The sequence below is a fragment of the Marinobacter oulmenensis genome, from assembly GCF_014201735.1.
GTDB classification, from domain to species: Bacteria; Pseudomonadota; Gammaproteobacteria; order Pseudomonadales; family Oleiphilaceae; genus Marinobacter; species Marinobacter oulmenensis.
Genome location: NZ_JACHFE010000006.1, coordinates 264,517 through 286,773 on the forward strand (window position 1 = coordinate 264,517; position 22,257 = coordinate 286,773).

Consider the following 22,257-nt stretch of genomic DNA (forward strand, 5'->3'; position numbering starts at 1 on the left):
TTACCATGTCGAACCAGGATTACGACCACCCGACGCCAGATCCGGCCGTAAGCGGGCCGGTAGCGCGCATTGCCTCCAGGCTGGCGAGCCTGGTCTGGTGGACGGCGCTGACTATTCTGGTGCTGCTGGCCATGTATGCCGGCATCGGTCGACAACTGACCGCCAATCTCGACAGCTTTACCGATGAGCTGGAACAGGAACTGTCTGCCCGCAGCCGTCTGGATATTTCCATTGATCGTCTGTCCTCCCGCTGGAACTGGCTGGATCCCTCCGTCATCGCTACCGGCCTGGTGGTCACCAATGCCGAGAATGGTGAAACCATTGCCGACCTGGAACACCTGATAGTTGAGCTCGATTTCTGGTCCTCACTGGCCCGGCAGCGCATTGTTTTCAAGGACATCGAAGCAGACGGGTTGCAGCTGACACTGGTCAGGCCTGAAAACTCCCCTTTGCCTGAAGCCATGGCCGAACTGGTACCGATGCCGGAAACCCGGGCTGACGAATGGCAGGAATGGGTTGAACTGGCCGGGCGCTGGCTATCTGAGCCGGAAGCCCGGATAACGCGGGTCAGCCTGGCCGTCGGCCGCAACCGTGACAACCTGCGTGACCTTTATATTCCGCAATTGGATCTGAGTTATCGCCGGGGCCTGTTTCAGGCGTCCGGGCGTGCGATGCAGGCGGGGACCGCCACTCAACTGGCCAGCTTCTCCCTGGTTGGCCAGCACTTTTTCCGGGGGGATTTTACGGGTCAACTGTATCTGGACGTCGACTCCGGGCGACTGTTTGACGGCCTGCTGGATGATCTGAGTTGGCGGGACCTGCGGGCAGAGGGGTTTGACCTGGGCGGCGAGGCCTGGGTCACACTGGCAAATGGCGAGATCCGCCGGGTCCAGGGCACAGTCTCCACGCCGTATCTGCAACTGGGGGTTGGCAGCGACTCCCTGGCACCGCTTGAGGACATTCAGGCCCGGTTTGGCTGGTTGCCCGGTGAGGCCCTGATTTTCCAGGACCTGAGCTGGCGCTGGCAGGAAGAGACGGTGCCGGCCTTCAACCTGAGTCTGCGCCAGGGCAGTGATGGTCAGGCGGTGATCCGCGCCAATGCCCTGCCATTATCGCCCATCCGGGGTCTGGTGCAGGCCTTGGCGCTGTTGCCGGAGCAGGCAGGCAGTGCTCTGGAACACTACCAGCCCTCCGGTTATCTCGACGAATTCAAACTGGTGATCCCGGAACAGGCGGAACAGTTCGAGCTGACGGCCAGGCTGCGGGAAGCCGGTGTACAGGGATGGCGTGGCACACCGGAGGCCAGTGACGTGTATGGCCAGTTGCAGGTGGACGCCACCGGGGGCTATGTGGACCTGGATACCGGCAAGCCAGCCACTGTAGGTTTTCCTCAGCTGTTTGCCGGAGCCTGGGATTTTACCCGTCTGCAGGGGCGGGTTTCCTGGCAGATGGATGGGCCGATTACGCGGGTCGGCGCGGATAATCTGGAAGCGACCTACGGTGATGATACCCGGGTCAGTGGCGGCTTTGAGTTGCGGCTTGATAAACAGGGCGAGGATAACCTCGGGCTGCGTGTGGCGATTCAGAACGGCGATGCTTCCATGCTCGCCGGGTTTGTCCCGGTCGATGTGGTGAACGAGGAGCTCTATCAGTGGCTCACCACTGCGGTCGAGGAGGGCAGAATCAGCGATGGCAGGTTCTATGGCCACGGCCGAATTGATCGGGGAGCCCCACGGGGAGGCTTTGTCGCTTCCATGTGGTATGAGTTTGAAGACGGCCAGGTGCGCTATGACCCGTCCTGGCCGCTAGTGCAGGGTGCTGCCGGCCGGGTGCGGGTCCAGGGTGGTGATGCCTGGATCAATTTAAACGAAGGTGAGACTGGTGGGCTGGACATCTCGGGAACGAAAGTCCGCTTGCAAGCGGGTGGTGACGATCCCGCTCGCCTGCTGATAGAAACTGCGCCAAAGGTGTCGGGGGAGCGTGTCAGTTGGTGGCTGGCGAATACCCCGCTGGGGCAATGGGCTGGCGAGGGCGCGCGCCAGGCGCAGTACAATGGCCAGTTTGGCGTGGACCTGGATATTGATCTGCCTTTGGTAGCCGACGCGGAACCAACGGTCCAGGCGATGGTGAGGACTTCCGGGGCCGGCTTCCGTTTGCCGCAGACCGGACTGTCCTGGCAGGAGATTGAGGCGGATTTGACCTACCACACCCGCAAGGGCTTCTCCGGCGGACCGGTAACCGCCCGCTTCATGGGCGCACCAGTGGCTCTCGATTTTACCCGCAGCGACCGTGACGATGCCGTGGCCATTCGACAAACCGGCCGGTTGACCCTGCCTGACGTTCTTACCGAAGCCGGTCTGGCGGAAAATCAGAGCCTGGGGATGTCAGGAACCCTCGATTACACCGCTGGCTTGCTGGTGGACTCGGAGGGTGCCTCAGAGATTACCCTGAGTTCGGATCTGACCGGTTTAACCGTGGGCTGGCCGGCGCCGCTGGGCAAGTCTGCCTCCGAGGCAACGGACCTGACGGTGGAGGTGAACCCGTTTGTGTCAGAGGGCGTGGATGTTGCGACACTCTGGCAGGATCGGATGGATTTCCGGCTGAACTGGCGGGCTGATGGTTTTGACCTGCAGTTTGATCAGCTCAACCTCGGGGATCAGAAGTTGTCTGGTGTTCAGGTATCCGGCAGCGATCTCGGCGACCGGTGGTTGCTGAGTACAGACTCCGAAGTAGCGCTCGGACAAGTGGTTTACCCGAAGGATGGGAGTGCCATTAAGGTGGACCTTAAAACCCTTCGATTGCCCGGAAAAAGCGGTGAGACCGGGATAACCGAAACCACTCCGGCCATGACTGAGGCCGGTGAAGACACGGCGGCAACACTCCGCGAACTGGATCTGGCGGCGTGGCCGGGTGTGGATGTCACGCTCAACCAGCTCTGGCTGGGAGAGCAGTCCGCCGGCAGTTGGCGGTTTCTGCTCCGGCCCCAGGACGAGCGGATTGAAGTCCAGTCGATTGATGGTCACCTTGGTGAACTCCGGCTGAAGGGCAATCTGACCTGGAGTCTGCTCAGTGGCAGGGAAACGTCCCGCTTCCAGGGCGAACTCTCCGGCGGAGCGCTTCGTGACCTGCAAGCGCTGACGGGCACTCCCATTCCCCTGGAGAACGAAAAAACCGAGGTGGCGCTGGATCTGGAATGGCCGGGCAGCCCGGACCGGATTGATCCCGCCCGGCTCAGTGGCGAGATCCGTGGCCGCCTCGATGATGGTGTGATTCTGGAGGAGAGCGGGTCTGCCCAGCTGTTCCGCGTGTTTAACCTGCTTAATACCGACACCCTCTGGCGGCGGCTGAAGCTGGATTTCTCGGACCTCTACGAGGCGGGTGTGGCGTTCGATGCCATCTCCGGCAAGATGAAGCTCGTTGACGGTCTGGTGACCATGGATCCGGAACTTCAGTTAGTGGGTCCGTCTGGTGCTTTCAAGCTCAGTGGCGCCACCAATATGGCGGACGAGAGCCTGGATATGCGGCTGGTGGTGGTGTTGCCGGTTACCCAGAACCTGCCGCTCGCGGCACTGCTGATGGGAGCCGGCGCACCGATCGGCGGAGCTTTGTTCGTACTGGACAAAATTCTCGGTGACCCGTTGAGCAAGCTGACCAGCGCGACTTATAGTGTCACTGGAAGCTGGAACGATCCGGAGGTGGATCTCCGTGGCGTATTTGACACCGACTGAAGAGGAAGCCACACGATGACCAAAGTAGCCGCCATCCAGATGGTCAGTACCCGCGATATCACCACCAATCTGGCGAGTGCCGAACGGCTGTTGCGGCAGGCAGCGGACCAGGGGGCCAGAGTGGCTGTGTTGCCGGAGAACTTCGCCGTCCTGTCGACCTCCCAGATGCGCGAGTGGGGGCGTCAGGAGTCCGGGGGTGAATCGGTAATCCGGCGGTTTCTGTCAAAACAGGCGAAAGAGCTGGGCCTGTGGATTGTCGGCGGCTCCATGCCCCTGGCGACAACCCCCGACGGGCAGGAGATTCCGGACCGGGTCCGGGCTGCCTGCGTTGTCTACGATGACCAGGGTGAGGAAGTTGCCCGCTACGACAAGATTCATCTGTTCGATGCCCAGGTGGAAGACGCCCATGGCCAGTATCGGGAATCGGATACCTTTGAGCCTGGTGATCAGGTGGTTACCGTGCAGACGCCAGCCGGGGTACTGGGCCTGGCCATCTGTTACGACCTGCGTTTCCCCGAGCTTTTCCGGGCCCTGCGGGAGAAAGGTGCAGAGTGGATCTGCCTGCCCAGTGCCTTTACCTGGCAGACCGGCGATGCCCACTGGCATCCGCTGATCCGTGCCCGGGCGATTGAAAATCAGGTCTGGATGGTGGCACCCGGCCAGGGCGGCCATAACAGCGAACGTCGTCGCACCTATGGCCACAGCCTGATCTGTGATCCCTGGGGCAAGGTGACTGGCGAACTGGAGGAAGGCCCCGGCGTGGTCGTCAGTGACCTGGACCCGCACCGACTGGAACAGGTGAGGACCCGGATGCCGGTGTGGCAGCACCGGCGTTTGTAGAAGGCTTAGTCAGGTCTGCCCGCCCACCTTCCTCGGAGCCCTATTGCTCCGCCTCATCAATCCATTCCCGCAGGGCGCGGAACAGTTTTTTCGCCTGGCCGGTGTTTTTCTGCTTTTCCGCCTCTTTGCGGGCATTGCGCACCAGGTTGCGAAGGTGCTGGATGTCCGCCTGTGGGCAATACTCGATAAACTCTCCCACCACACGGTCGCCATCGGCAATCATCCGGTCGCGCCAGCGTTCGGCCAGATGGTGTCGGCGGGTGTGTTCCTCGCTGCCGGCAACAAACGCGCTCAGACCGCGCTCAATGGCCTCGGGGTCATCCTCACTGCGCAGGATCTTGCCAACGTAATGCAGGTGCCGGCGCCGTGCCTCGTGCTTGCGAATGCGACGGGACTCGACAATGGCCGCCCGCAGGGTATCACTGATGGGCAGGGCGTCGAGTTGCTCGTCGCCGAGATCCAGCATGCGTTTGCCCAGATCCTGCAGGGCATGCATCTCCCGCTTGACCTGGGATTTGCTGGGGCCTTCGTAAATGTTGTCGTCGTGGTCTTGGTCGCTCATGGGTATCCGGTTGTTGTCATGCGTAGAAGAGGGTGGCCAGCCCCAGGAAAGACATAAAGCCCACCACGTCAGTGACGGTGGTGAGGATGACACTGCCCGCCAGGGCAGGGTCAATGTTTCGGGACTTCAGAAACAGGGGCAGTACGGTGCCTACCAGTGCGGCCGCTACCAGGTTGATCACCAGGGCCGCCGCAATGATGGCGCCAATCAGCAGGTCCTGGAACCACAATACCGCGGCGGTGGCCACCACCAGCGCCCATAGCAGGCCGTTGAGTATGCCTGACAGAAACTCCCGGTTCAGCAGCCAGCGCACGTTGGCGCCACTGATCTGACCCACGGCCATACCCCGGATAACCAGGGTCAGGGTCTGGCTGCCGGCGATGCCGCCCATGCTGGCGACAATGGGCATCAGGACGGCCAGGGCTACCACCTTGGCAATGGTTTCCTCGAACAGGCCGATTACAGCGGACGCCGTCAACGCGGTGATCAGATTGATGCCCAGCCAGACTGCCCGGCGACGGGTGGTGCGGATAACGGGGGCAAAGGTGTCTTCGTCCTCGTCCAGACCGGCCATGCTCATCAATGAGTGATCGGCATCCTCCCGGATTACATCGACCACGTCATCGATGGTGATCCGCCCAAGCAGTTTGTTGCTCTCGTCAACCACCGGCGCGGAAATCAGGTCATAGCGCTCGAACAGGGTGGCGACTTTGGTATCGGGCAGGCTGACCGGCACCGGTTCGATGTCGGTGTCCATCACTTCCCGGACGGTGGCTGCCGGATTGGAGACCAGGATGCGGGTGATTGGCAACACACCGATGAATTCATCCCGCCGGCTGACCACAATCAGGCTGTCGGTCATGGGAGGCAGGCTGCGGTGGCGGCGCAGGTAGCGCAGAACCACGTCAATACTGAGGTCCGGACGCACGGTGATGCTGTCCGTGTTCATCAGGCCGCCGGCGGTGTCCTCGGGATAGGACAGCACGGCTTCGACACGCTGACGGTCCTGATCGTCCATGGTATCCAGGACTTCCTGGATGACCGTATCCGGCAGTTGCTGCAACAGGTCGGCCAGGTCGTCCGACTCGAAATCCTCGATGATGTTGGCCAGTTCCTGGGCATTGAGCTGGCTGAGGAAGTAGCTCCGGATATCGTCGCTGAGGTACTGGAGAACTTCGCCTTCCAGGTCTTTCTCAACAAGGTTCCAAAGCAGAGCACGCTGGCGGGGCGGGGAGGATTCCAACAGGTGCGCGATATCGCTGGGACTGAGGCCGCCATTGAGAATGCGTGCCACCTGTTTGAGGGCACCACTGTCCAGGGCCTCGCTCAGTGAGCGTAGCCGCTGGCGCGCCTGGCCTTTTTCCAGAATATCAGTCATTAAACCACCTGCGATCAGAAAACTTCCGTATTATAGCGGAGTTAGCAAGGGCAGGTGAGGGGGGATTGTAGGTGAATGCCGAGTTTGCCGGTATTACTCGCCTTCTCCGAAATAATCATTGATCAGGGCTGCCAGCGCTTCGATGGCTTCATACTCATCCGGGCCATCGGCGACCAGTTCCACATCCGTGCCCTGACTTGCGGCCAGCATCATCACCTGCATGATGTTCTTGGCGTCCACTTCCCGTCCGTTGCCCCGGATTCGTACCGTGCTGTCAAAATCCGACGCGGTGGCCACCAGCTTGGCCGTTGCGCGGGCATGCAGACCCAGTTTGTTGATAATGGTAATGGGGCGACACAGCATAGGCTTTTCAGATTTCCCCTCGGCTACGCAAATGGGGAAGCTCCGTGTGGCGCACCTGCACATTGCTGTACTGCTGTCCGAAGTGGCGCCCCAACTGCTCGCAGACGTAGACCGAGCGATGCTGTCCGCCGGTACAGCCAATGGAAATGGTTAGATAGCTGCGATTCGTATGGGCAAAGGCCGGCAGCCAGGTGTCCAGAAAACCGGTAAGGTCCTGCACCATCTGTCCGGTCAGCGGCTCCCTCTCCAGAAACTCGATAACCGGCTGATCGGTACCGATGTAGCGACGCAGGCTGTGATCCCAGTAGGGATTGGGCAGGCAGCGGACATCGAAGACGTAGTCCGAGTCTACCGGCACGCCGTGCTTGTAGCCGAACGACTGGAACAACAGGGCGAGTTCCTGGTCGCGCCGGCCGGCCACCCGTTGTTTGACCATGTCCCTGAGCTCATACATCGAAAGACCGGTGGTGTTGATGTAAAGATCGGCCAGCCTGGACAGGGGCTCAAGCAGTGTTTTCTCGCTGGTGATGGCCTCGCGCAGGGAGGTCTGGTCGTCACTCAGCGGGTGCTTGCGCCGGGTGGCGTGGAAGCGCTGCAGCAGCGAGGATTCGTCGGCATCCAGGAAGATGATGTCCATGGCGATGCCGCTGTCTTCGAGCTGGCGGTAGATGGTCTCGAAGTTGGCCAGTTCGTCGGACAGATTTCGCGCATCAATACTGACCGCCATGCGCTTGAGCCGGCCAGGTGCTTCCTGTGGCGCGGCTTCCCGGGTGAGGGGGATGAGCAGGCCAATCGGCAGGTTGTCGACACAGTAGAAGCCCAGATCTTCAAGCACGTGCAGGGCCGTACTTTTGCCCGAGCCTGATCGACCACTGACGATGATCAGCTTCATGGGGAGCTCCTTCGGTCTTCCGGTAAATTCATCCGTTACTGGCTGGCGGACATCATACTCCGGTGGAGCGATTCTGCATCCGTACACTGGCGCAGTTGCTCACAGAAGCCGCTGTCATTGAACTTCTCGGCAAGCTGGCTCAGCAGTTCCAGATGTTCGCTGGTCGCCTCTTTGGGCACCACCAGGGCGAACACCAGGTCCACCGGCTGGTTGTCGATGGCATCAAAGTCCACAGGTTCATCCAGTGTCATCAGCACGCCAATCACCCGGTCGAGCCCTTCCAGGCGGCAGTGGGGGATGGCAATACCCTGTCCGATACCGGTGCTCCCCAGGCGTTCCCGGGAGACGAGATTGGTGAAGATGTCGGTATCGTTGAGGGTTTCATCCTGATGGTGAATCCGCTCGGCAATGAATTCCAGGACACGCTTCTTGCTGGACGCCGGAACCCGGCAAAGGGTCAGCTCCGGGGCCAGAATGTTATCGATGGTCAGTGATGGGTCGCTCATGGATCGACTGCACTTCCGTAAAAAAAAGGCTGCGGCCGGTGATTCCCGCCGCAGCACGATTGGTTGATACAGCCGGTAAACTGGCGCGGGTTCTAGCGTGCGCCGTTACCGTGCATCCGGTCTACATTCTTTTCCTTGTGCTTGAGGATCTGACGGTCAAGCTTGTCGACCAGGGCGTCAATCGCCGCGTACATATCCTCGTTCTGAGCCTCTGCGTGAATCTCACCGCCGATCACGTGCATGGTGGCTTCCGCCTTCTGGCGAACCTTCTCAACCTCCAGGGTTACCTGGCAGTTGCTGATGTGGTCGAAGTGACGCTCCAGCTTTTCAAACTTGCTGTTAACGTAGTCTTTCAGAGCGGGCGTCAGCTCTACGTGATGGCCTGAAATATTAAGTTGCATAGGCTTCTCCTGTTGTCGTCAAACCGGCCTTCTCTGGTGCCAGTGAAAGTTTAAACCAGTCGTTTGCGTTCGTTGGAGGGAGGAATGTGCATGGCCTCCCGGTATTTGGCCACGGTGCGTCGCGCCACATTGATTCCCTGTTCTCCTAGCATGGTCGCAATTTTGCTGTCGCTCAATGGTTTTTTGGGGGTTTCCTCGGCGATCAGTTTCTTGATCATGGCCCTGATGGCGGTGGAGGAACACTCGCCCCCTTCCGCAGTGCTGACATGGCTGGAAAAGAAGTATTTCAGCTCGAAAATGCCCCGCGGCGTGTGCATGTATTTCTGGGTAGTGACCCGGGAAATGGTGGACTCGTGCATTTCCACGGCCTGGGCAATATCCGAGAGAATCAGGGGTTTCATTTTCTCGTCGCCGTATTCCAGGAATTCCTGCTGGTGCTCGACAATGCGGGTGGCGACTTTCAACAGGGTTTCATTCCGGCTCTGCAGGCTCTTGATGAACCACTTGGCCTCCTGCAACTGATCGCGCAGGTAGGTGTTGTCGGCGCTGCTGTCGGCACGGCGGATCAGGGAGGCATAACTGGCATTGACCCGGATGCGGGGGGCAATCTCCGGGTTCAGCTCCACACGCCAGCGGCCCTGATGCTTGCGTACGATAACGTCGGGAATCACATAATCCGGTTCGGCCCGGTCCATGACATCGCCGGGGCGCGGGTTCAGGCTGGTAATCAGGGCCAGCACTTCCCGGAGTTGGTCTTCCTTCAGCCGGCTTCGCCGCAACAACTGGGCGTAGTCACGATTGCCTAACAGATGCAGGAACTGGGTTACGACCAGCCGTGCCTGGCGTAGCCACGGGGTGTCCTGGGGCAACTGGTTGAGCTGGATCAGCAGGCATTCCTGCAGATCCCGGGCGAAAACGCCAGGGGGGTCAAAGTGCTGGAGGCGATGAAGAACTGCCTCCACCTCGTCGAGTTCCAGCGGGTCCTCGTCGTTATCCTCGGCCAGTCCGGCATGTATCTCTTCAAGGGTAGAGGTCAGGTAGCCCCGGTCATCGACCGCGTCCATCAGGGAATGCGCGATGGCCTGGTCCCGGTCACTCAGGGGCGTCAGGTTGAGCTGCCATTCCAGGTGATCCTGGAGGGTTTCGGTGGCCGAGTTTCGGGTTTCGAAATCGGTTTCGTTCTCTTCGTCGCCACCCCGGGTGACTGGCGCCGGCGCGGACTGGTAGATGTCATCCCAGGCGGTATCCACCGGGAGATCATCGGGGATGTTGTCCGGGGCGTCGTTTTCGGTCGACCAGTCCTGGCTGCTGTCCGCTTCGTCCCAGTCAGAACTGCTGTCGCTAACGGACGTGTCCGTGTCGGTGTCGTTCCGTTCGGACTCGGAAGCCGTGTCTGCCTGGTCATCATCCTCGGCGTTTTCCAGCATGGGGTTGGATTCCAGCGCCTGCTGGATTTCCTGCTGGAGATCAAGGGTGGAGAGTTGCAGCAGCCGGATCGCCTGCTGCAACTGGGGAGTCATGGTCAGGCTCTGGCCCAGCTTGAGCTGAAGTGAGGCTTTCATAACCATGGGTTGAATCCGTAAATCATTGGCATGCCAATCGAAACTCTGCCTGCGGGCTTACAGTGTAAGCAAATTTTTTGCCGAGTTTACTTGCTGCAGGTCATCAAGACAATCAACCTTGCGGTTGGGGCTGTCGGCGCTGGCCTGCTTACAGTCGGAATTCGTCACCAAGATAGACCTCTTTGACCTGCTGGTTTGCCAGGATCGCCTCGGCGTTACCGGAGGCGATGATATGACCGTCCGACACGATATAGGCTGTGTCGCAGATGTCCAGTGTTTCCCGGACGTTATGGTCGGTAATCAGCACGCCGATGCCTTTGTCCCGCAAGTGCCGAATGATGTGTTTGATGTCGCTCACGGAAATGGGGTCCACGCCTGCAAAGGGTTCATCCAGCAGGATGAAGGCCGGCTCGATGGCCAGAGCCCGGGCGATCTCCACACGCCGGCGTTCGCCGCCGGACAGGGCCATACCCACGCTGTCGCGGATGTGGGTGATGTGAAACTCCTCCAGGAGTTCCTCCAGTCGCCGCTCACGGTCCGAGCGCCTGAGCTCTTTACGGGTTTCCAGGATCGCCATGATGTTGTCCCGAACGGTCAGCTTTCGGAATACCGACGCCTCCTGGGGCAGATAGCCGATGCCCCGACGGGCGCGGCCGTGCATCGGCAGTGGCGTGATATCCCGGTTGTCGATGGATATCCGCCCCCGGTCAGCAGGCACCAGGCCGACGATCATGTAGAAACAGGTGGTTTTGCCGGCGCCATTGGGGCCAAGCAGCCCGACGATTTCCCCGGAGCGTATTTCCAGGGAAACGTCGATGACCACCTTCTTCTGTTTGTAGCTTTTTGCCAGGTTACTGGCCCTGAGAACTGCCATCGGAACCTTTTTCGCTGTCAGATTGCCCGGAATTGCGCGGTTGGATGACCATCTCGACGCGGCCGGAGCCGCCGGTTTCGGCGCCGGCGCCCTCGGCCGTGACGACCCGCTGCACGGTGTCATAGTGGATGGTTTCGCCCCGGAACTCGTTGCTGCCCTGTTCAATTACCGCCTGTTGCTCGAGGATGACCAGGTTGTCGTCCGCTGACCAGGTGATGTCCAATGCCCAGGCATCCGTGGCTTCCTCTCCGGCGCGGGCAGGTTGGAAATAATGAGCGGGTGTGCCCTCGGCCTCAATGCGGCTGACGCCCTCTGTTGACCGGTGCAGGACAACGCGCTCGGCCTCGAGTCGGGTCTCCCCCTGGGTCAGTTCCACGGCGCCGGTATAAACCGCAGTGCCTTCATTGTCATCCAGTCGGGCGGAATCCGCGGTGACCTTGATCGGGGTGTCGGAATCCAGGTCAAAGGCGGCAGTCGGGCCGGCTGCAATCAGGGTGGCCAGCATTGCCGACCAGATAAACGGGTGCCTACCTGCTGGTTTCATATTGCCCTTCCACACGCGAGTTAAGTTCCAGTATGCGTTGATCAATCCAGCCTTTCATGCCGACGGCCCGGGTAACCCCGAAGGGTTCGGTGATGGTCACCGGCTGGTCGGTAAAGACGGTATCCGTATTGTTGTCGAGGGTCAGGGCCTGGGTGTTCAGCGTGGTCGTACCGCCATTGGCGCTGCGCTCGACCTCGACGTCGCCCTTCAGGTCGAGTATCCCCTCTGCCTGCTGAAGGCTACCTGTATCGGCGCTGATTATCCATGGTTCGGCGTCGCTGGCGTTGTAGACCTGGGCCCATGGCGTTTCCAGAGTGGCCAGGCTGGTAGCCTCGAACTGTTCGATACGGGGGCTGGTCAGCCGGATTTCCAGGTTACCCTGGTCGTTCCAGGACCGGTAGCGGCCGCCGACCACAAAGCTGTCCGGTTCTGATGGCCCTCGCAACTGTTCGGCACCCGCCCTCGGGCGTTCCGGCTCATCGCTCTGCCAGAGCAGGAACACGGTGGCGCCGATGGTCGCTGCCAGGGCCAGGGTACGCAGAATGCCGGTGCCGGTGCCAAAAGAAACCAGGTAGCGAATCATGAAGGCTCGTCCAGATAGCGGCCCAGAGTATTCTCCAGTTGGTCCTGGGCCCAGAGGATCAGGTCACAGGCTTCCCGGACAGCGCCTTCGCCGCCCCGGCTATGGGTGCAGTAATCCGCGTGTTGCCGCACCAGCCAGTAGCCGTTGGGCACGGTGATGCCAAGACCGGCAAAACGGATGGCGGGCAGATCGGGCAGATCATCGCCCATATAAGCGATCTGTGCCGGCGTCAGGTCCATGGTGCCGGTCAGTTCCAGCAGCGCTTCCCGCTTGTCCTCCCGGCCCTGCATCAGGTGCGGGATGCCCAGGTCGTTCATGCGCTTTTCAGTCAGTGGCGAACGCCGGCCGGTGATGACGGCGACTGTGATGCCGGCGTTCATCAGTTGCTTCAGCCCGAGGCCGTCCAGGATATTGAACGTTTTGAGCTCGTCGCCGCTGGCGCTGAAATACAGGCGACCGTCACTCATGATGCCGTCGACATCCAGGGCGATCAGGCGGATGGCCGAGGCTTTGTCTTTCAGGGACTCGTTCCAATCCCGGGCGAGAGGAGGTGTAAGGCGGCTCATCAGATGACTCCGGCCCGAAGCAGATCGTGCATGTTGATGGCGCCGACCAGTTGGCCCTTGTCATCGGTTACCGGCAGGGCGTTGATCTTGAGCTCTTCCATGATCTGGAGGGCTTCAGCGGCCAGGTGATCGGCCCGGATGGTCTTGCCGTTGCGGGTCATTACGTCGCTGATAGGGGTATTGTGGACGTCGACAGAACGATCCAGGGAGCGGCGCAGGTCGCCATCGGTGAAAATCCCGGTCAGTTCGCCCTTCGCGTCCAGAACTGTGGTCATGCCAAGGCCTTTACGGCTGATTTCCAGCAGCGCGGCACTGAGGGTGACGTCGTCCGGTACGCTTGGGATGCGGTCACCGGTGTGCATGATGTCGGAGACCTTGAGCAACAGACGCCGGCCAAGGCTGCCGCCCGGGTGGGAGAAAGCGAAGTCCTCGGTGCTGAAGCCGCGGGCTTCAAGCAGGGCTACCGCCAGAGCGTCGCCCATCACCAGGGTGGCCGTGGTGCTTGATGTTGGTGCAAGCCCCAGCGGGCAGGCTTCGATATCCACGCCGACATCGAGATTGGCCACGGCTTCACGGGCCAGGGAGGAATCCCGGTTGCCGGTCATGCTGATCAGCGGGGCACCCATGCGTTTGATCAGGGGCAGGATGGTAACCACTTCGGCGGTATTACCGCTGTTGGATATGGCGATCACCACGTCCTGGGGAGTGATCATGCCAAGGTCGCCGTGGCTGGCTTCTCCCGGATGCACAAAGAAAGACGGTGTGCCGGTGCTGGCCAGGGTGGCGGCAATCTTGTTGCCGATGTGGCCGGATTTGCCCATGCCGGTCACCACGACGCGCCCCTTACAGGCCATAATGACGTCGCAAGCGGTGGTGAAGTCCTCGTTGATCCGGCCTTCCAGGGCTTCAATCGCCTGCCTTTCGATGCGAATGGCCTGCAGGGCGGAGTGGCGGTAGTTCTTCTCGTCTGAAGCTTTGGAATCTGTCATCTGTGTCGACTGTCCGATTGCCTGTGTTGAACCACCCCGGCGGGGCGGCGGAACGATGAGCCGAGTATATCATTTATGGCTTGTGCGGCTCCCCCGGTTTGTCATGGCCCCAGTGGTCAGATTTTACAAGGTTTGAATTGAGCTTGTTGAGCGCTTGTCTTAATGTAGGCGCCTCGCCGGGAAGGAAGGATTATGGACTCGTCTGCATTTATTACGCTGAAAGACGTGGTGTTTTCTCGTGCCGGCCGGCGCATTTTTGACGGTGTCAGCCTCGATATCCCCAAGGGGCGCATCACCGCGATCATGGGGCCTAGTGGCACGGGTAAGACGACGCTTCTGCGCCTGATTGGCGGCCAGCTCCGGCCCGATTCCGGGCGGGTGGTTGTGGCCGGGCAGAATGTCCCGGCGCTGAAGCGGCGGGATCTTTACCACTTGCGCGAGCGCATGGGCATGCTGTTCCAGAGTGGTGCTCTGTTTACTGACCTGAGTGTGTTTGAGAACGTGGCCTTCCCGCTGCGGGTGCATACCAGTCTGCCCGAGGACATGATCCGGGATGTCGTGCTGATGAAGCTGGAAGCCGTGGGTCTGCGGGGCGCGCGTGATCTGATGCCCGCGGAACTCTCTGGCGGGATGACCCGGCGGGTGGCACTGGCACGCAGTATTGCCCTGGACCCGGAACTGATCATGTACGACGAGCCCTTCGCCGGGCAGGATCCCATCGCCATGGGTGTGCTGGTCAAGCTCATCCGGGATCTGAACAGCTCCATGGGATTGACCAGCGTTCTGGTGTCCCATGACGTGCCGGAATCCCTCAGTATCTGTCATTACGCCTGCATCATTGCCGATGGCAAGGTGATTGGCCAGGGCACGCCGGATGAATTGCAGTCCCATCCCTCCGAACGCGTCCAGCAGTTTCTCAACGGCAAACCGGACGGGCCGGTGCCTTTTCATTATCCCGCCGGGGATGCCGGCAGTGACTTTGGGCTGGCAGGAGGTTTGGTATGACAGATCGTCTTGCCGCCTTGGGGCGGTTTGGGTTATCAGCGATTGCGTCTTTGGGGCGATCCGGCCGTTTCCTGGCGGGTACGCTGATTGGCGTTCCCAAACCGCTGACCGGGTTGCCTCTGCTGGCCCGGCAAATCTATTCGGTTGGTGTGCTGTCGCTGGCCATTGTTGTGGTTTCCGGGCTGTTCATCGGCATGGTGCTGGGGCTTCAGGGGTATACCATCCTCAGCGATTTCGGCTCCGAAGCCGCGATCGGACAGATGATTGCGCTGACCCTGGTGCGTGAACTCGGCCCTGTGGTGACGGCGCTGCTGTTTGCGGGCAGGGCAGGGTCGGCTCTGACCGCCGAGATTGGCCTGATGAAAACCACGGAGCAGCTGTCGAGCATGGAAATGATGGGTGTGGACCCCCTGCGCCGGGTGATTGCACCCAGGCTGTGGGCTGGCTTTATCGCTATGCCGATATTGGCGGTGATTTTCTCCGTGGTGGGGATCTGGGGCGGCATGCTGGTTGGCGTCGAGTGGCTGGGCGTCTTTGATGGAGCTTTCTGGGGCAATATGCAGTCCTCCGTGGATTTCGTGGATGATGTGATCAACGGAGTAATCAAGAGTGTGGTGTTCGGTTTTGTCTGTAGCTGGATTGCGGTGTACCAGGGCTATGACTGTGTGCCAACGTCCGCGGGTATCAGTTCCGCCACCACCAAAACCGTTGTCTATTCGTCACTGGCGGTGCTGGGGCTGGATTTTGTGCTGACTGCCGTCATGTTTGGTAATTTCTGAAGGAGGCTGGAGACAGATCATGGCCAACAGAACCATGGAAATCATTGTCGGGCTATTTATGATTGCCGGCCTGGCCGCGTTGCTGTTCCTGGCGTTGCAGGTTAGCGGCCTGTCGCCAAAGCCAGACAGCGCCAGCTATACGCTCTACGCCAAATTCAACGATACCGGCGGGCTTTCTCCACGAGGCCGGGTTTCCATGGCCGGGGTGACCATTGGCACCGTTGAATCTATCAGCCTCGACACGGATACCTTCCAGGCCCGGGTGGTCATGTCCATCGACGCCGATATCAACAATATTCCCGCAGATAGCGCAGCAGTTATACGGACATCCGGATTGCTGGGGGATCAGTATATTGATGTGTCGGTCGGCGGAGATATGGACTCCCTGAAGGACGGGGATACCTTCTATTCGACCCAGTCAGCCATGAACCTTGAGCGACTGATCAGCAATTTCGCATCCGGCCTCTAGAGCCATAACCCATTTTGCAGGAGAGTGTAATGCCCGCTTTGAAACAACGTGTCCTGTTGATGTTTGCCATGCTGACTCTGGTGGCCACCCAGGTATGGGCGGGTCCGGAAGAGGATTTGCAGGCCTATGTTGATGACAACACTCAGAAGCTGGTGCAAAAACTCAACGAGGAAAAGGGCCTCTATGAGCGGGACCCCGAGGCTTTCTACCGCGTTATGGACGAGACCCTGACGGACTTTGTCGATTTTCGCCGCATTGCCGCGCGAGTGATGGGGCGTTATGCCCGCCAGACCACCCCGGAGCAGCGGGATGACTTCGTTGAGCGGTTCAAGCGTAGCCTGTTTGATACCTATGCCCAGGCCCTGGTGGACGCCGATGATTTTGAAATGACGGTGCAGGACGCCACGATACTGGCTGATAATGACAGCCGGGCGTCTGTTCAGATGTTGTTGATCACGGCGTCCGGCAACCGGTATCCGGTTACCTATTCCATGTATCGGGATTCGGACGGGCGCTGGATGATGGAGAACATCATCGTGGAGGGCGTCAACATCGGTCTGGCTTTCCGGGACCGGTTTGCCCAGGAAATGGAACAGAACCGGGGCCAGATCCAGGCCGTCATTGAGGGCTGGGGCAGTGCTGTGGAATCCCTGAACCTTGATCAGGAAATGGATCGCTCATGACGACCCGGCCGGCACCGACCGTTGACCTCAACGGCCAGACCCTGGCGGTGCGTGGTCATGTGGATGCGGGCAATGTCGTCACTCTGCGCGAACAGGGCGAAGTCCTGATTGCCAAAGCCGGCGGTCCGCTGACGGTGGACCTCTCCGGCCTGGACAGTGCCCATAGTGTGGTGCTGTCCATGCTTTTGTGCTGGCAGCGCTGCGCCCACCAGCATCAAACTTCCCTCGTTTTCCAGGGCTTCAGCGACAGACTCCTCTCTCTGGCGGCCCTGAGTAATCTCAATGGCCCGCTGCTGGGTGAACAGATTCCCGGATTTGCTTCTCAAAGCTGACCCTGCCTCGCGAATTGGTTACAATTCCGCTCCTGATTTCAACAGAATTGAGGATTCCCTATGGACGCCGCCCAGGTCACCGAACTGGTCAAAGAAGCCCTGCCCGATTGTGAGGTGGAGGTGCAGGTCGACGGTAACCACTACATGGTTGTTGCCGTAGGTGAGGTATTCGAAGGTTTGTCCACCATTAAACGGCAACAGATGATCAACAAGGTGCTGTTCCAGCATGTCATGGACGGCACCATTCACGCGCTTCACCCGAAGGCTTTCACCCCGACCGAGTGGGCCGAGCGGCAGGCCAAGGCCTGAACAGAACAGGATAGCTACTGTGGATAAACTTCAGATCGGGGGCCGCAAGCCCCTGGACGGTGAGATTCGTATTTCGGGTGCCAAGAACGCTGCGCTCCCCATCCTGGCAGCGACACTGCTGGCGGATGAGCCGGTTACCATCGGCAACCTGCCACACCTGAACGACATCACCACCATGATCGAGCTGCTCGGTCGCATGGGCGTGGAACTGATGGTCGACGAGAAAATGTGCGTGGAAGTTCACGCCAATACCATCAAACAGTTCCATGCACCTTACGAGCTGGTCAAAACCATGCGGGCCTCCATTCTGGTGTTGGGTCCGCTGGTGGCCCATTTCGGCCAGGCAGAAGTGTCATTGCCGGGCGGTTGCGCTATCGGCAGCCGCCCGGTGAACCTGCACATCCACGGCCTCGAGCAGATGGGTGCCGAGATCGCGGTGGAAAACGGTTACATCAAGGCGCGGACGAACGGCCGCCTGAAGGGCGCGCATATTTTCCTCGATACCGTGACTGTGACCGGCACCGAGAACCTGTTGATGGCGGCGGCACTGGCCGACGGTAAAACCATCCTGGAAAACGCTGCCCGCGAACCGGAAGTGGTGGACCTGGCGGAGTGCCTGATTGCCATGGGCGCCGATATCAAGGGTCATGGCACCGCGACCATCGAGATCAATGGTGTGGAGCGCCTGCACGGCTGTCACTACGACGTACTGCCGGATCGCATCGAAACCGGTACCTATCTGGTCGCTGCTGCCGCAACCGGCGGGCGCGTGAAGCTCAAGGATACCCGCGAGGATATCCTCGAAGCGGTCCTGCTCAAGCTCGAAGAGGCCGGTGCGCACATTACCACCGGCCCGGACTGGATCGAGCTGGACATGAAAGGCAACCGTCCGAAAGCGGTCAGCCTGCGCACCGCACCGTATCCGGCTTTCCCGACAGACATGCAGGCGCAGTTTGCCGCGATGAATACCGTGGCCGAAGGCACCGGTACCATTGTCGAGACGGTTTTCGAGAACCGCTTCATGCACCTGCAGGAACTGATCCGCATGGGGGCTGACATCACCCTGGAAGGCAATGCCGCCATCATCAAAGGGGTGGACCATCTGACCGGAGCGCCGGTAATGGCCACCGACCTTCGGGCTTCGGCCAGCCTGGTGATTGCCGGTCTGGTGGGTGAGGGCGACACGGTCGTCGACCGCATTTACCACATCGACCGTGGCTACGAATGTATTGAAGAAAAATTGCAGCTGCTGGGCGCGAGCATCCGTCGCCTGCCTGCCTAAACCGACCAACGGGAACCCGGAAAGACCCATGACAGATTTCATCACCATTGCCTTGTCGAAGGGACGAATCCTAGAGGAAACCCTGCCGCTGCTGGCGGAAGCCGGTATCGAGCTGGTGGACGATGTGAAAAAGTCCCGCAAGCTGGTGTTCCCGACCACGGATCCCAACGTCAGGGTTCTGGTCATCCGTGCCACGGACGTTCCGACCTATGTCCAGTACGGTGGTGCGGATCTTGGCGTGACAGGCAAGGACGTGCTGATGGAGCACGGTGGTGAGGGACTTTACGAGCCGCTGGATCTGAACATTTCCCGGTGCCGCCTGATGACGGCCGGCAAGAAGGATGAGACGCTGCCTGCCGGTCGCATCCGGGTGGCTACCAAATTCGTCAATCTGGCCCGTACCTACTATGCAGCCCAGGGGCGGCAGGCCGACATCATCAAGCTCTACGGAGCCATGGAGCTGGCGCCGATTCTGGATCTGGCGGATGAGATCGTCGACATTGTCGATACCGGCAATACCCTGAAGGCCAATGGCCTGGAGCCGAGGGAACTGATCGCGGATATCAGCAGTCGTCTGGTGGTGAACCGGGCGTCCATGAAGATGAAGCACGAGCGGATCAATCCGATTATCGAGCAGATGTCGGCGGCAGTAGAAAAGCGGCGAGCTCTCTAACCGGCGTTTTGCACGAAAGCCAGTTGAAGCCAGCAGGGGCGCCTTTCCAAAAATTTCGAAGGCCATGGATGGCCTGAGAGAAGCGCACATGGACGTGCTCGTAGCGGTTTTTGGAAAGGCGCCCCTGCTGGCTGATACTCCCAAAGCATAAATCCATAGGCAGGATTAGAGTTATGACCGACAAGATCACCCGATTGAACACCACCCAGAGCGACTTTGACAACGCGCTGGCCAAACTGCTGGCCTGGGATGACAGCGTGGATCATCAGGTGAACGAATCGGTACGTCATATCCTGCATGAGGTAAAAACACGGGGCGACGCTGCGGTTCTGGAGTTTACCGGCAAGTTTGACCGCCTGTCCGTGGATTCCATGGCCGAGCTGGAGCTGGACAGTGCCCGCCTGGAACAGGCATTGACCGCCATTCCAGCGGACCAGCGCGAAAGCCTTGAAAATGCCGCGGCCCGGATTCGTGACTATCACGAGCGTCAGAATCAGCCGTCCTGGCAGTATCAGGATGACGACGGCACGGTGCTGGGCCAGAAAGTGACGCCACTGGACCGGGCAGGCCTGTATGTGCCTGGCGGCAAGGCGGCCTATCCGTCCTCGGTGCTGATGAACGCCATCCCGGCCAAGGTCGCCGGTGTTTCGGAAGTGGTCATGGTGGTGCCGACCCCTGACGGGGTGGTGAACGACATGGTGCTGGCGGCTGCCGCCATTGCCGGCGTTGACCGGGTGTTCACCATCGGCGGTGCCCAGGCCGTCGCAGCGCTGGCCTACGGAACCGAGAGCGTTCCCTCGGTGGACAAGATTGTCGGCCCCGGTAATATCTTTGTGGCGACGGCCAAACGCGAAGTGTTTGGCGTGGTCGGCATTGATATGATCGCCGGCCCCTCTGAAATTCTGGTGATCTGTGACGGCAAAACCGACCCGGACTGGATCGCCATGGACCTGTTCTCCCAGGCCGAACACGACGAGCAGGCCCAGAGCATCCTGATCAGCCCGGATGCGGATTTCCTGGATGCCGTTGAGGCCAGCATCAACAGGCTGTTGCCGACCATGGAGCGGGAAGAGATCATCCGCACCTCCATGACCAGTCGGGGTGCTCTGATTCACGTGGCTGACCTGAAAGAAGCGGCCGAGGTTTCCAACCGGATTGCTCCAGAGCATCTGGAGTTGTCGGTGGAGGCGCCTGAGGACATGCTCGGGGATATCCGTCACGCCGGAGCCATCTTCATGGGCCGTTACACGGCGGAAGCGCTCGGTGATTACTGCGCCGGCCCCAATCACGTGCTGCCCACCAGTGGCACTGCCCGATTCAGTTCACCGCTTGGGGTTTATGACTTTCAGAAACGCTCGTCCCTGATCGGATTCAGTGCAGACGGTGCCGACCGCATGGGTCGGGTGGCCTCTGTGCTGGCGCGGGGCGAAGGGCTGACGGCCCATGCCCGTTCGGCGGAGTACAGAATCAAGGAATGAACCACGGTAACTGTCGGTTTTGACATTAGACAGTCATTCCTGAGTTGATGAGCAGAGCGGTTCTACTCTGATGTAAGACGAACGTGGCAGGGTAGAGCTTTCCAAAAATTTCGAAGGCCAGGGATGGCCTGAGGTAAGCGCACATGGATGTGTTTGTAGCGGTTTTTGGAAAGCTCTACCCTGCCATGCGACTTCTCCCTAAGTAAGCTGACCCGTTCTGTTCCGGCAAATAATCCGGAGATCAGTAATCATGAGCAAATACTGGAGTTCACTGGTTGGCGAACTCAAGCCCTATGTCCCGGGCGAGCAGCCGAAAATGGCCAACCTGGTGAAGCTGAACACCAACGAGAATCCGTTCGGGCCGTCGCCCAAAGTCATTGAAGCCATCCAGAATGAGCTGGATGACAGCCTTCGCCTGTACCCGGACCCGGAATGCCAGGCACTGAAAGACGCGATTGCAGGGCACTATGGCGTTAACTCGAAGCAGGTATTTGTCGGTAATGGTTCCGACGAAGTACTGGCGCATATTTTTCAGGGCCTGCTGAAGCACGACAAGCCCGTTCTGTTCCCGGACATCACCTACAGTTTCTATCCGGTTTATTGCGGCCTCTATCAGGTGGAAAGCAAGGTAATCCCTCTGACGGAAAGCTTTGAAATCAATCCCGAGGATTACAAGCAGCCCAATGGCGGCATCATCTTCCCGAACCCCAACGCCCCGACCGGCCGTTACCTCGGGCTTGAACACGTCGAAGCTATCATCGAGGCCAACCCGGACAGCGTCGTGGTTGTGGACGAGGCGTACGTGGATTTTGGCGGTGAAACCGCCATCCAGCTGGTGGATCGTTACCCGAACCTGCTGGTCTGTCAGACTCTGTCGAAGGCCCGCTCCCTGGCTGGCCTGCGGGTCGGCTTTGCCGTGGGTAACGAAGAATTGATCGAAGCCCTTAACCGGGTCAAAGACAGCTTTAATTCCTACCCGCTGGATCGGCTGGCCATTGCCGGTGCCGTCGCCGCATTTGAGGACCGGGAGTGGTTCGAGCATTGCTGTAACGGCGTGATCCGTGAGCGTGAACGGCTGACCGAAAAGCTCGAAGCCAAGGGCTTTGAGGTGCTGCCATCCAGGGCCAATTTTGTGTTTGCCCGTCACAGGCAGAAGCCGGGTGCTGACATCGCGGCCATGCTTCGGGATAAGGGCATCATTGTCCGTCATTTCAACAAGCCCCGGATCAGTGATTTCCTGCGGATCACTATCGGGACGCCGGGGCAGAACAATGCTTTGTTGAAAGCGATAGGCGATGTCTTCTTTCGGTAAAAGGAAGGGAAACAGCGCCCAAGGCAGTCAGACGCAAGGCGTGGGGATCGGCTTCCGAAAATTTCGAAGGCCAGGGATGGCCTGAGAGAAGCGCACAGGGATGTGCTTGTAGCGGTTTTCGGAAGCCGATCCCCGCGGCGTAGCCTC

The 22,257-nt window shown here is 59.8% G+C and carries 24 protein-coding genes; 12 read left to right on the forward strand and 12 right to left on the reverse strand.

All coding sequences use genetic code 11. From position 1 onward, the window contains the following. The first annotated feature begins 5 nt into the window (after window positions 1-5). A complete protein-coding gene (locus HNR38_RS12990) occupies window positions 6-3,728 on the forward strand; it encodes a YhdP family phospholipid transporter (protein ID WP_183704907.1) in 3,723 nt (1,240 codons plus the stop codon). A 15-nt stretch (window positions 3,729-3,743) separates the two neighbouring features. Next, entirely contained in the window at window positions 3,744-4,568 is an 825-nt protein-coding gene (locus HNR38_RS12995) for a carbon-nitrogen hydrolase family protein (RefSeq protein WP_183704909.1), read from the forward strand. Window positions 4,569-4,608: 40 nt separating this feature from the next. Here the strand turns inward: HNR38_RS12995 and yjgA are convergent, their stop codons facing one another. From yjgA to HNR38_RS13055, 12 genes are all read right to left on the reverse strand, one after another. After that, entirely contained in the window at window positions 4,609-5,130 is a 522-nt protein-coding gene (gene yjgA / locus HNR38_RS13000; RefSeq protein ID WP_183704911.1) for a ribosome biogenesis factor YjgA, read from the reverse strand. A 16-nt stretch (window positions 5,131-5,146) separates the two neighbouring features. Then, entirely contained in the window at window positions 5,147-6,508 is a 1,362-nt protein-coding gene (gene mgtE / locus HNR38_RS13005) for a magnesium transporter (RefSeq protein ID WP_183704913.1), read from the reverse strand. A 93-nt stretch (window positions 6,509-6,601) separates the two neighbouring features. Then, window positions 6,602-6,871 carry an HPr family phosphocarrier protein gene (locus HNR38_RS13010; RefSeq protein WP_183704916.1) on the reverse strand — a complete coding sequence of 90 codons (270 nt, stop codon included), beginning with the start codon at window positions 6,869-6,871 and terminating at the stop codon, window positions 6,602-6,604. A gap of 7 nt (window positions 6,872-6,878) precedes the next feature. Continuing rightward, a complete protein-coding gene (gene rapZ, locus HNR38_RS13015; RefSeq protein WP_183704918.1) occupies window positions 6,879-7,763 on the reverse strand; it encodes an RNase adapter RapZ in 885 nt (294 codons plus the stop codon). Between the two features lie 35 nt (window positions 7,764-7,798). After that, window positions 7,799-8,269, reverse strand: coding sequence for a PTS IIA-like nitrogen regulatory protein PtsN (gene ptsN / locus HNR38_RS13020; protein ID WP_183704919.1), 471 nt, complete (start codon window positions 8,267-8,269; stop codon window positions 7,799-7,801). A gap of 92 nt (window positions 8,270-8,361) precedes the next feature. Next, on the reverse strand, window positions 8,362-8,670 hold the full coding sequence (hpf, locus tag HNR38_RS13025) for a ribosome hibernation promoting factor (protein WP_183704920.1): 309 nt from the start codon (window positions 8,668-8,670) through the stop codon (window positions 8,362-8,364). Between the two features lie 50 nt (window positions 8,671-8,720). After that, window positions 8,721-10,232 (reverse strand): RNA polymerase factor sigma-54, encoded by a 1,512-nt coding sequence (locus HNR38_RS13030; protein WP_246362708.1) that lies wholly within the window; start codon window positions 10,230-10,232, stop codon window positions 8,721-8,723. Window positions 10,233-10,380: 148 nt separating this feature from the next. Beyond that, on the reverse strand, window positions 10,381-11,106 hold the full coding sequence (lptB, locus tag HNR38_RS13035; protein WP_183704922.1) for an LPS export ABC transporter ATP-binding protein: 726 nt from the start codon (window positions 11,104-11,106) through the stop codon (window positions 10,381-10,383). Beyond that, a complete protein-coding gene (gene lptA, locus HNR38_RS13040; protein ID WP_183704923.1) occupies window positions 11,084-11,650 on the reverse strand; it encodes a lipopolysaccharide transport periplasmic protein LptA in 567 nt (188 codons plus the stop codon). Before lptA ends, lptB begins: the two co-directional genes overlap by 23 nt. Continuing rightward, on the reverse strand, window positions 11,634-12,233 hold the full coding sequence (gene lptC / locus HNR38_RS13045; RefSeq protein ID WP_183704924.1) for an LPS export ABC transporter periplasmic protein LptC: 600 nt from the start codon (window positions 12,231-12,233) through the stop codon (window positions 11,634-11,636). Before lptC ends, lptA begins: the two co-directional genes overlap by 17 nt. Then, window positions 12,230-12,799 carry a KdsC family phosphatase gene (locus HNR38_RS13050; protein WP_183704925.1) on the reverse strand — a complete coding sequence of 190 codons (570 nt, stop codon included), beginning with the start codon at window positions 12,797-12,799 and terminating at the stop codon, window positions 12,230-12,232. Before HNR38_RS13050 ends, lptC begins: the two co-directional genes overlap by 4 nt. Next, window positions 12,799-13,788 (reverse strand): KpsF/GutQ family sugar-phosphate isomerase, encoded by a 990-nt coding sequence (locus tag HNR38_RS13055; RefSeq protein WP_183704927.1) that lies wholly within the window; start codon window positions 13,786-13,788, stop codon window positions 12,799-12,801. The genes HNR38_RS13050 and HNR38_RS13055 overlap by 1 nt, the downstream gene beginning before the upstream one ends. Window positions 13,789-13,980: 192 nt before the next feature. Between HNR38_RS13055 and HNR38_RS13060 the strand changes: the two genes are divergently transcribed. From HNR38_RS13060 to hisC, 10 genes are all read left to right on the forward strand, one after another. Next, the gene (locus HNR38_RS13060; protein ID WP_183704935.1) at window positions 13,981-14,793 is read left to right on the forward strand and encodes an ATP-binding cassette domain-containing protein; all 813 of its coding nucleotides are present in this window, start codon (window positions 13,981-13,983) and stop codon (window positions 14,791-14,793) included. After that, on the forward strand, window positions 14,790-15,572 hold the full coding sequence (gene mlaE, locus HNR38_RS13065; RefSeq protein WP_183704937.1) for a lipid asymmetry maintenance ABC transporter permease subunit MlaE: 783 nt from the start codon (window positions 14,790-14,792) through the stop codon (window positions 15,570-15,572). Before HNR38_RS13060 ends, mlaE begins: the two co-directional genes overlap by 4 nt. Window positions 15,573-15,591: 19 nt before the next feature. Further along, the gene (mlaD, locus tag HNR38_RS13070) at window positions 15,592-16,041 is read left to right on the forward strand and encodes an outer membrane lipid asymmetry maintenance protein MlaD (RefSeq protein WP_183704939.1); all 450 of its coding nucleotides are present in this window, start codon (window positions 15,592-15,594) and stop codon (window positions 16,039-16,041) included. Between the two features lie 29 nt (window positions 16,042-16,070). Beyond that, on the forward strand, window positions 16,071-16,724 hold the full coding sequence (locus HNR38_RS13075) for an MlaC/ttg2D family ABC transporter substrate-binding protein (protein WP_183704941.1): 654 nt from the start codon (window positions 16,071-16,073) through the stop codon (window positions 16,722-16,724). Further along, window positions 16,721-17,056: an STAS domain-containing protein gene (locus HNR38_RS13080; protein WP_183704943.1), complete on the forward strand. Its 336-nt coding sequence runs from the start codon at window positions 16,721-16,723 to the stop codon at window positions 17,054-17,056. The genes HNR38_RS13075 and HNR38_RS13080 overlap by 4 nt, the downstream gene beginning before the upstream one ends. Before the next feature lie 60 nt (window positions 17,057-17,116). Then, entirely contained in the window at window positions 17,117-17,365 is a 249-nt protein-coding gene (locus HNR38_RS13085; RefSeq protein WP_183704945.1) for a BolA family protein, read from the forward strand. 19 nt (window positions 17,366-17,384) lie between these two features. Further along, window positions 17,385-18,647, forward strand: coding sequence for a UDP-N-acetylglucosamine 1-carboxyvinyltransferase (gene murA, locus HNR38_RS13090; protein WP_183704947.1), 1,263 nt, complete (start codon window positions 17,385-17,387; stop codon window positions 18,645-18,647). 28 nt (window positions 18,648-18,675) lie between these two features. Continuing rightward, on the forward strand, window positions 18,676-19,320 hold the full coding sequence (hisG, locus tag HNR38_RS13095) for an ATP phosphoribosyltransferase (RefSeq protein WP_183704950.1): 645 nt from the start codon (window positions 18,676-18,678) through the stop codon (window positions 19,318-19,320). A 173-nt stretch (window positions 19,321-19,493) separates the two neighbouring features. Beyond that, window positions 19,494-20,798 (forward strand): histidinol dehydrogenase, encoded by a 1,305-nt coding sequence (hisD, locus tag HNR38_RS13100; protein WP_183704952.1) that lies wholly within the window; start codon window positions 19,494-19,496, stop codon window positions 20,796-20,798. A 250-nt stretch (window positions 20,799-21,048) separates the two neighbouring features. Next, a complete protein-coding gene (hisC, locus tag HNR38_RS13105; RefSeq protein ID WP_183704954.1) occupies window positions 21,049-22,110 on the forward strand; it encodes a histidinol-phosphate transaminase in 1,062 nt (353 codons plus the stop codon). Window positions 22,111-22,257 lie beyond the last annotated feature (147 nt).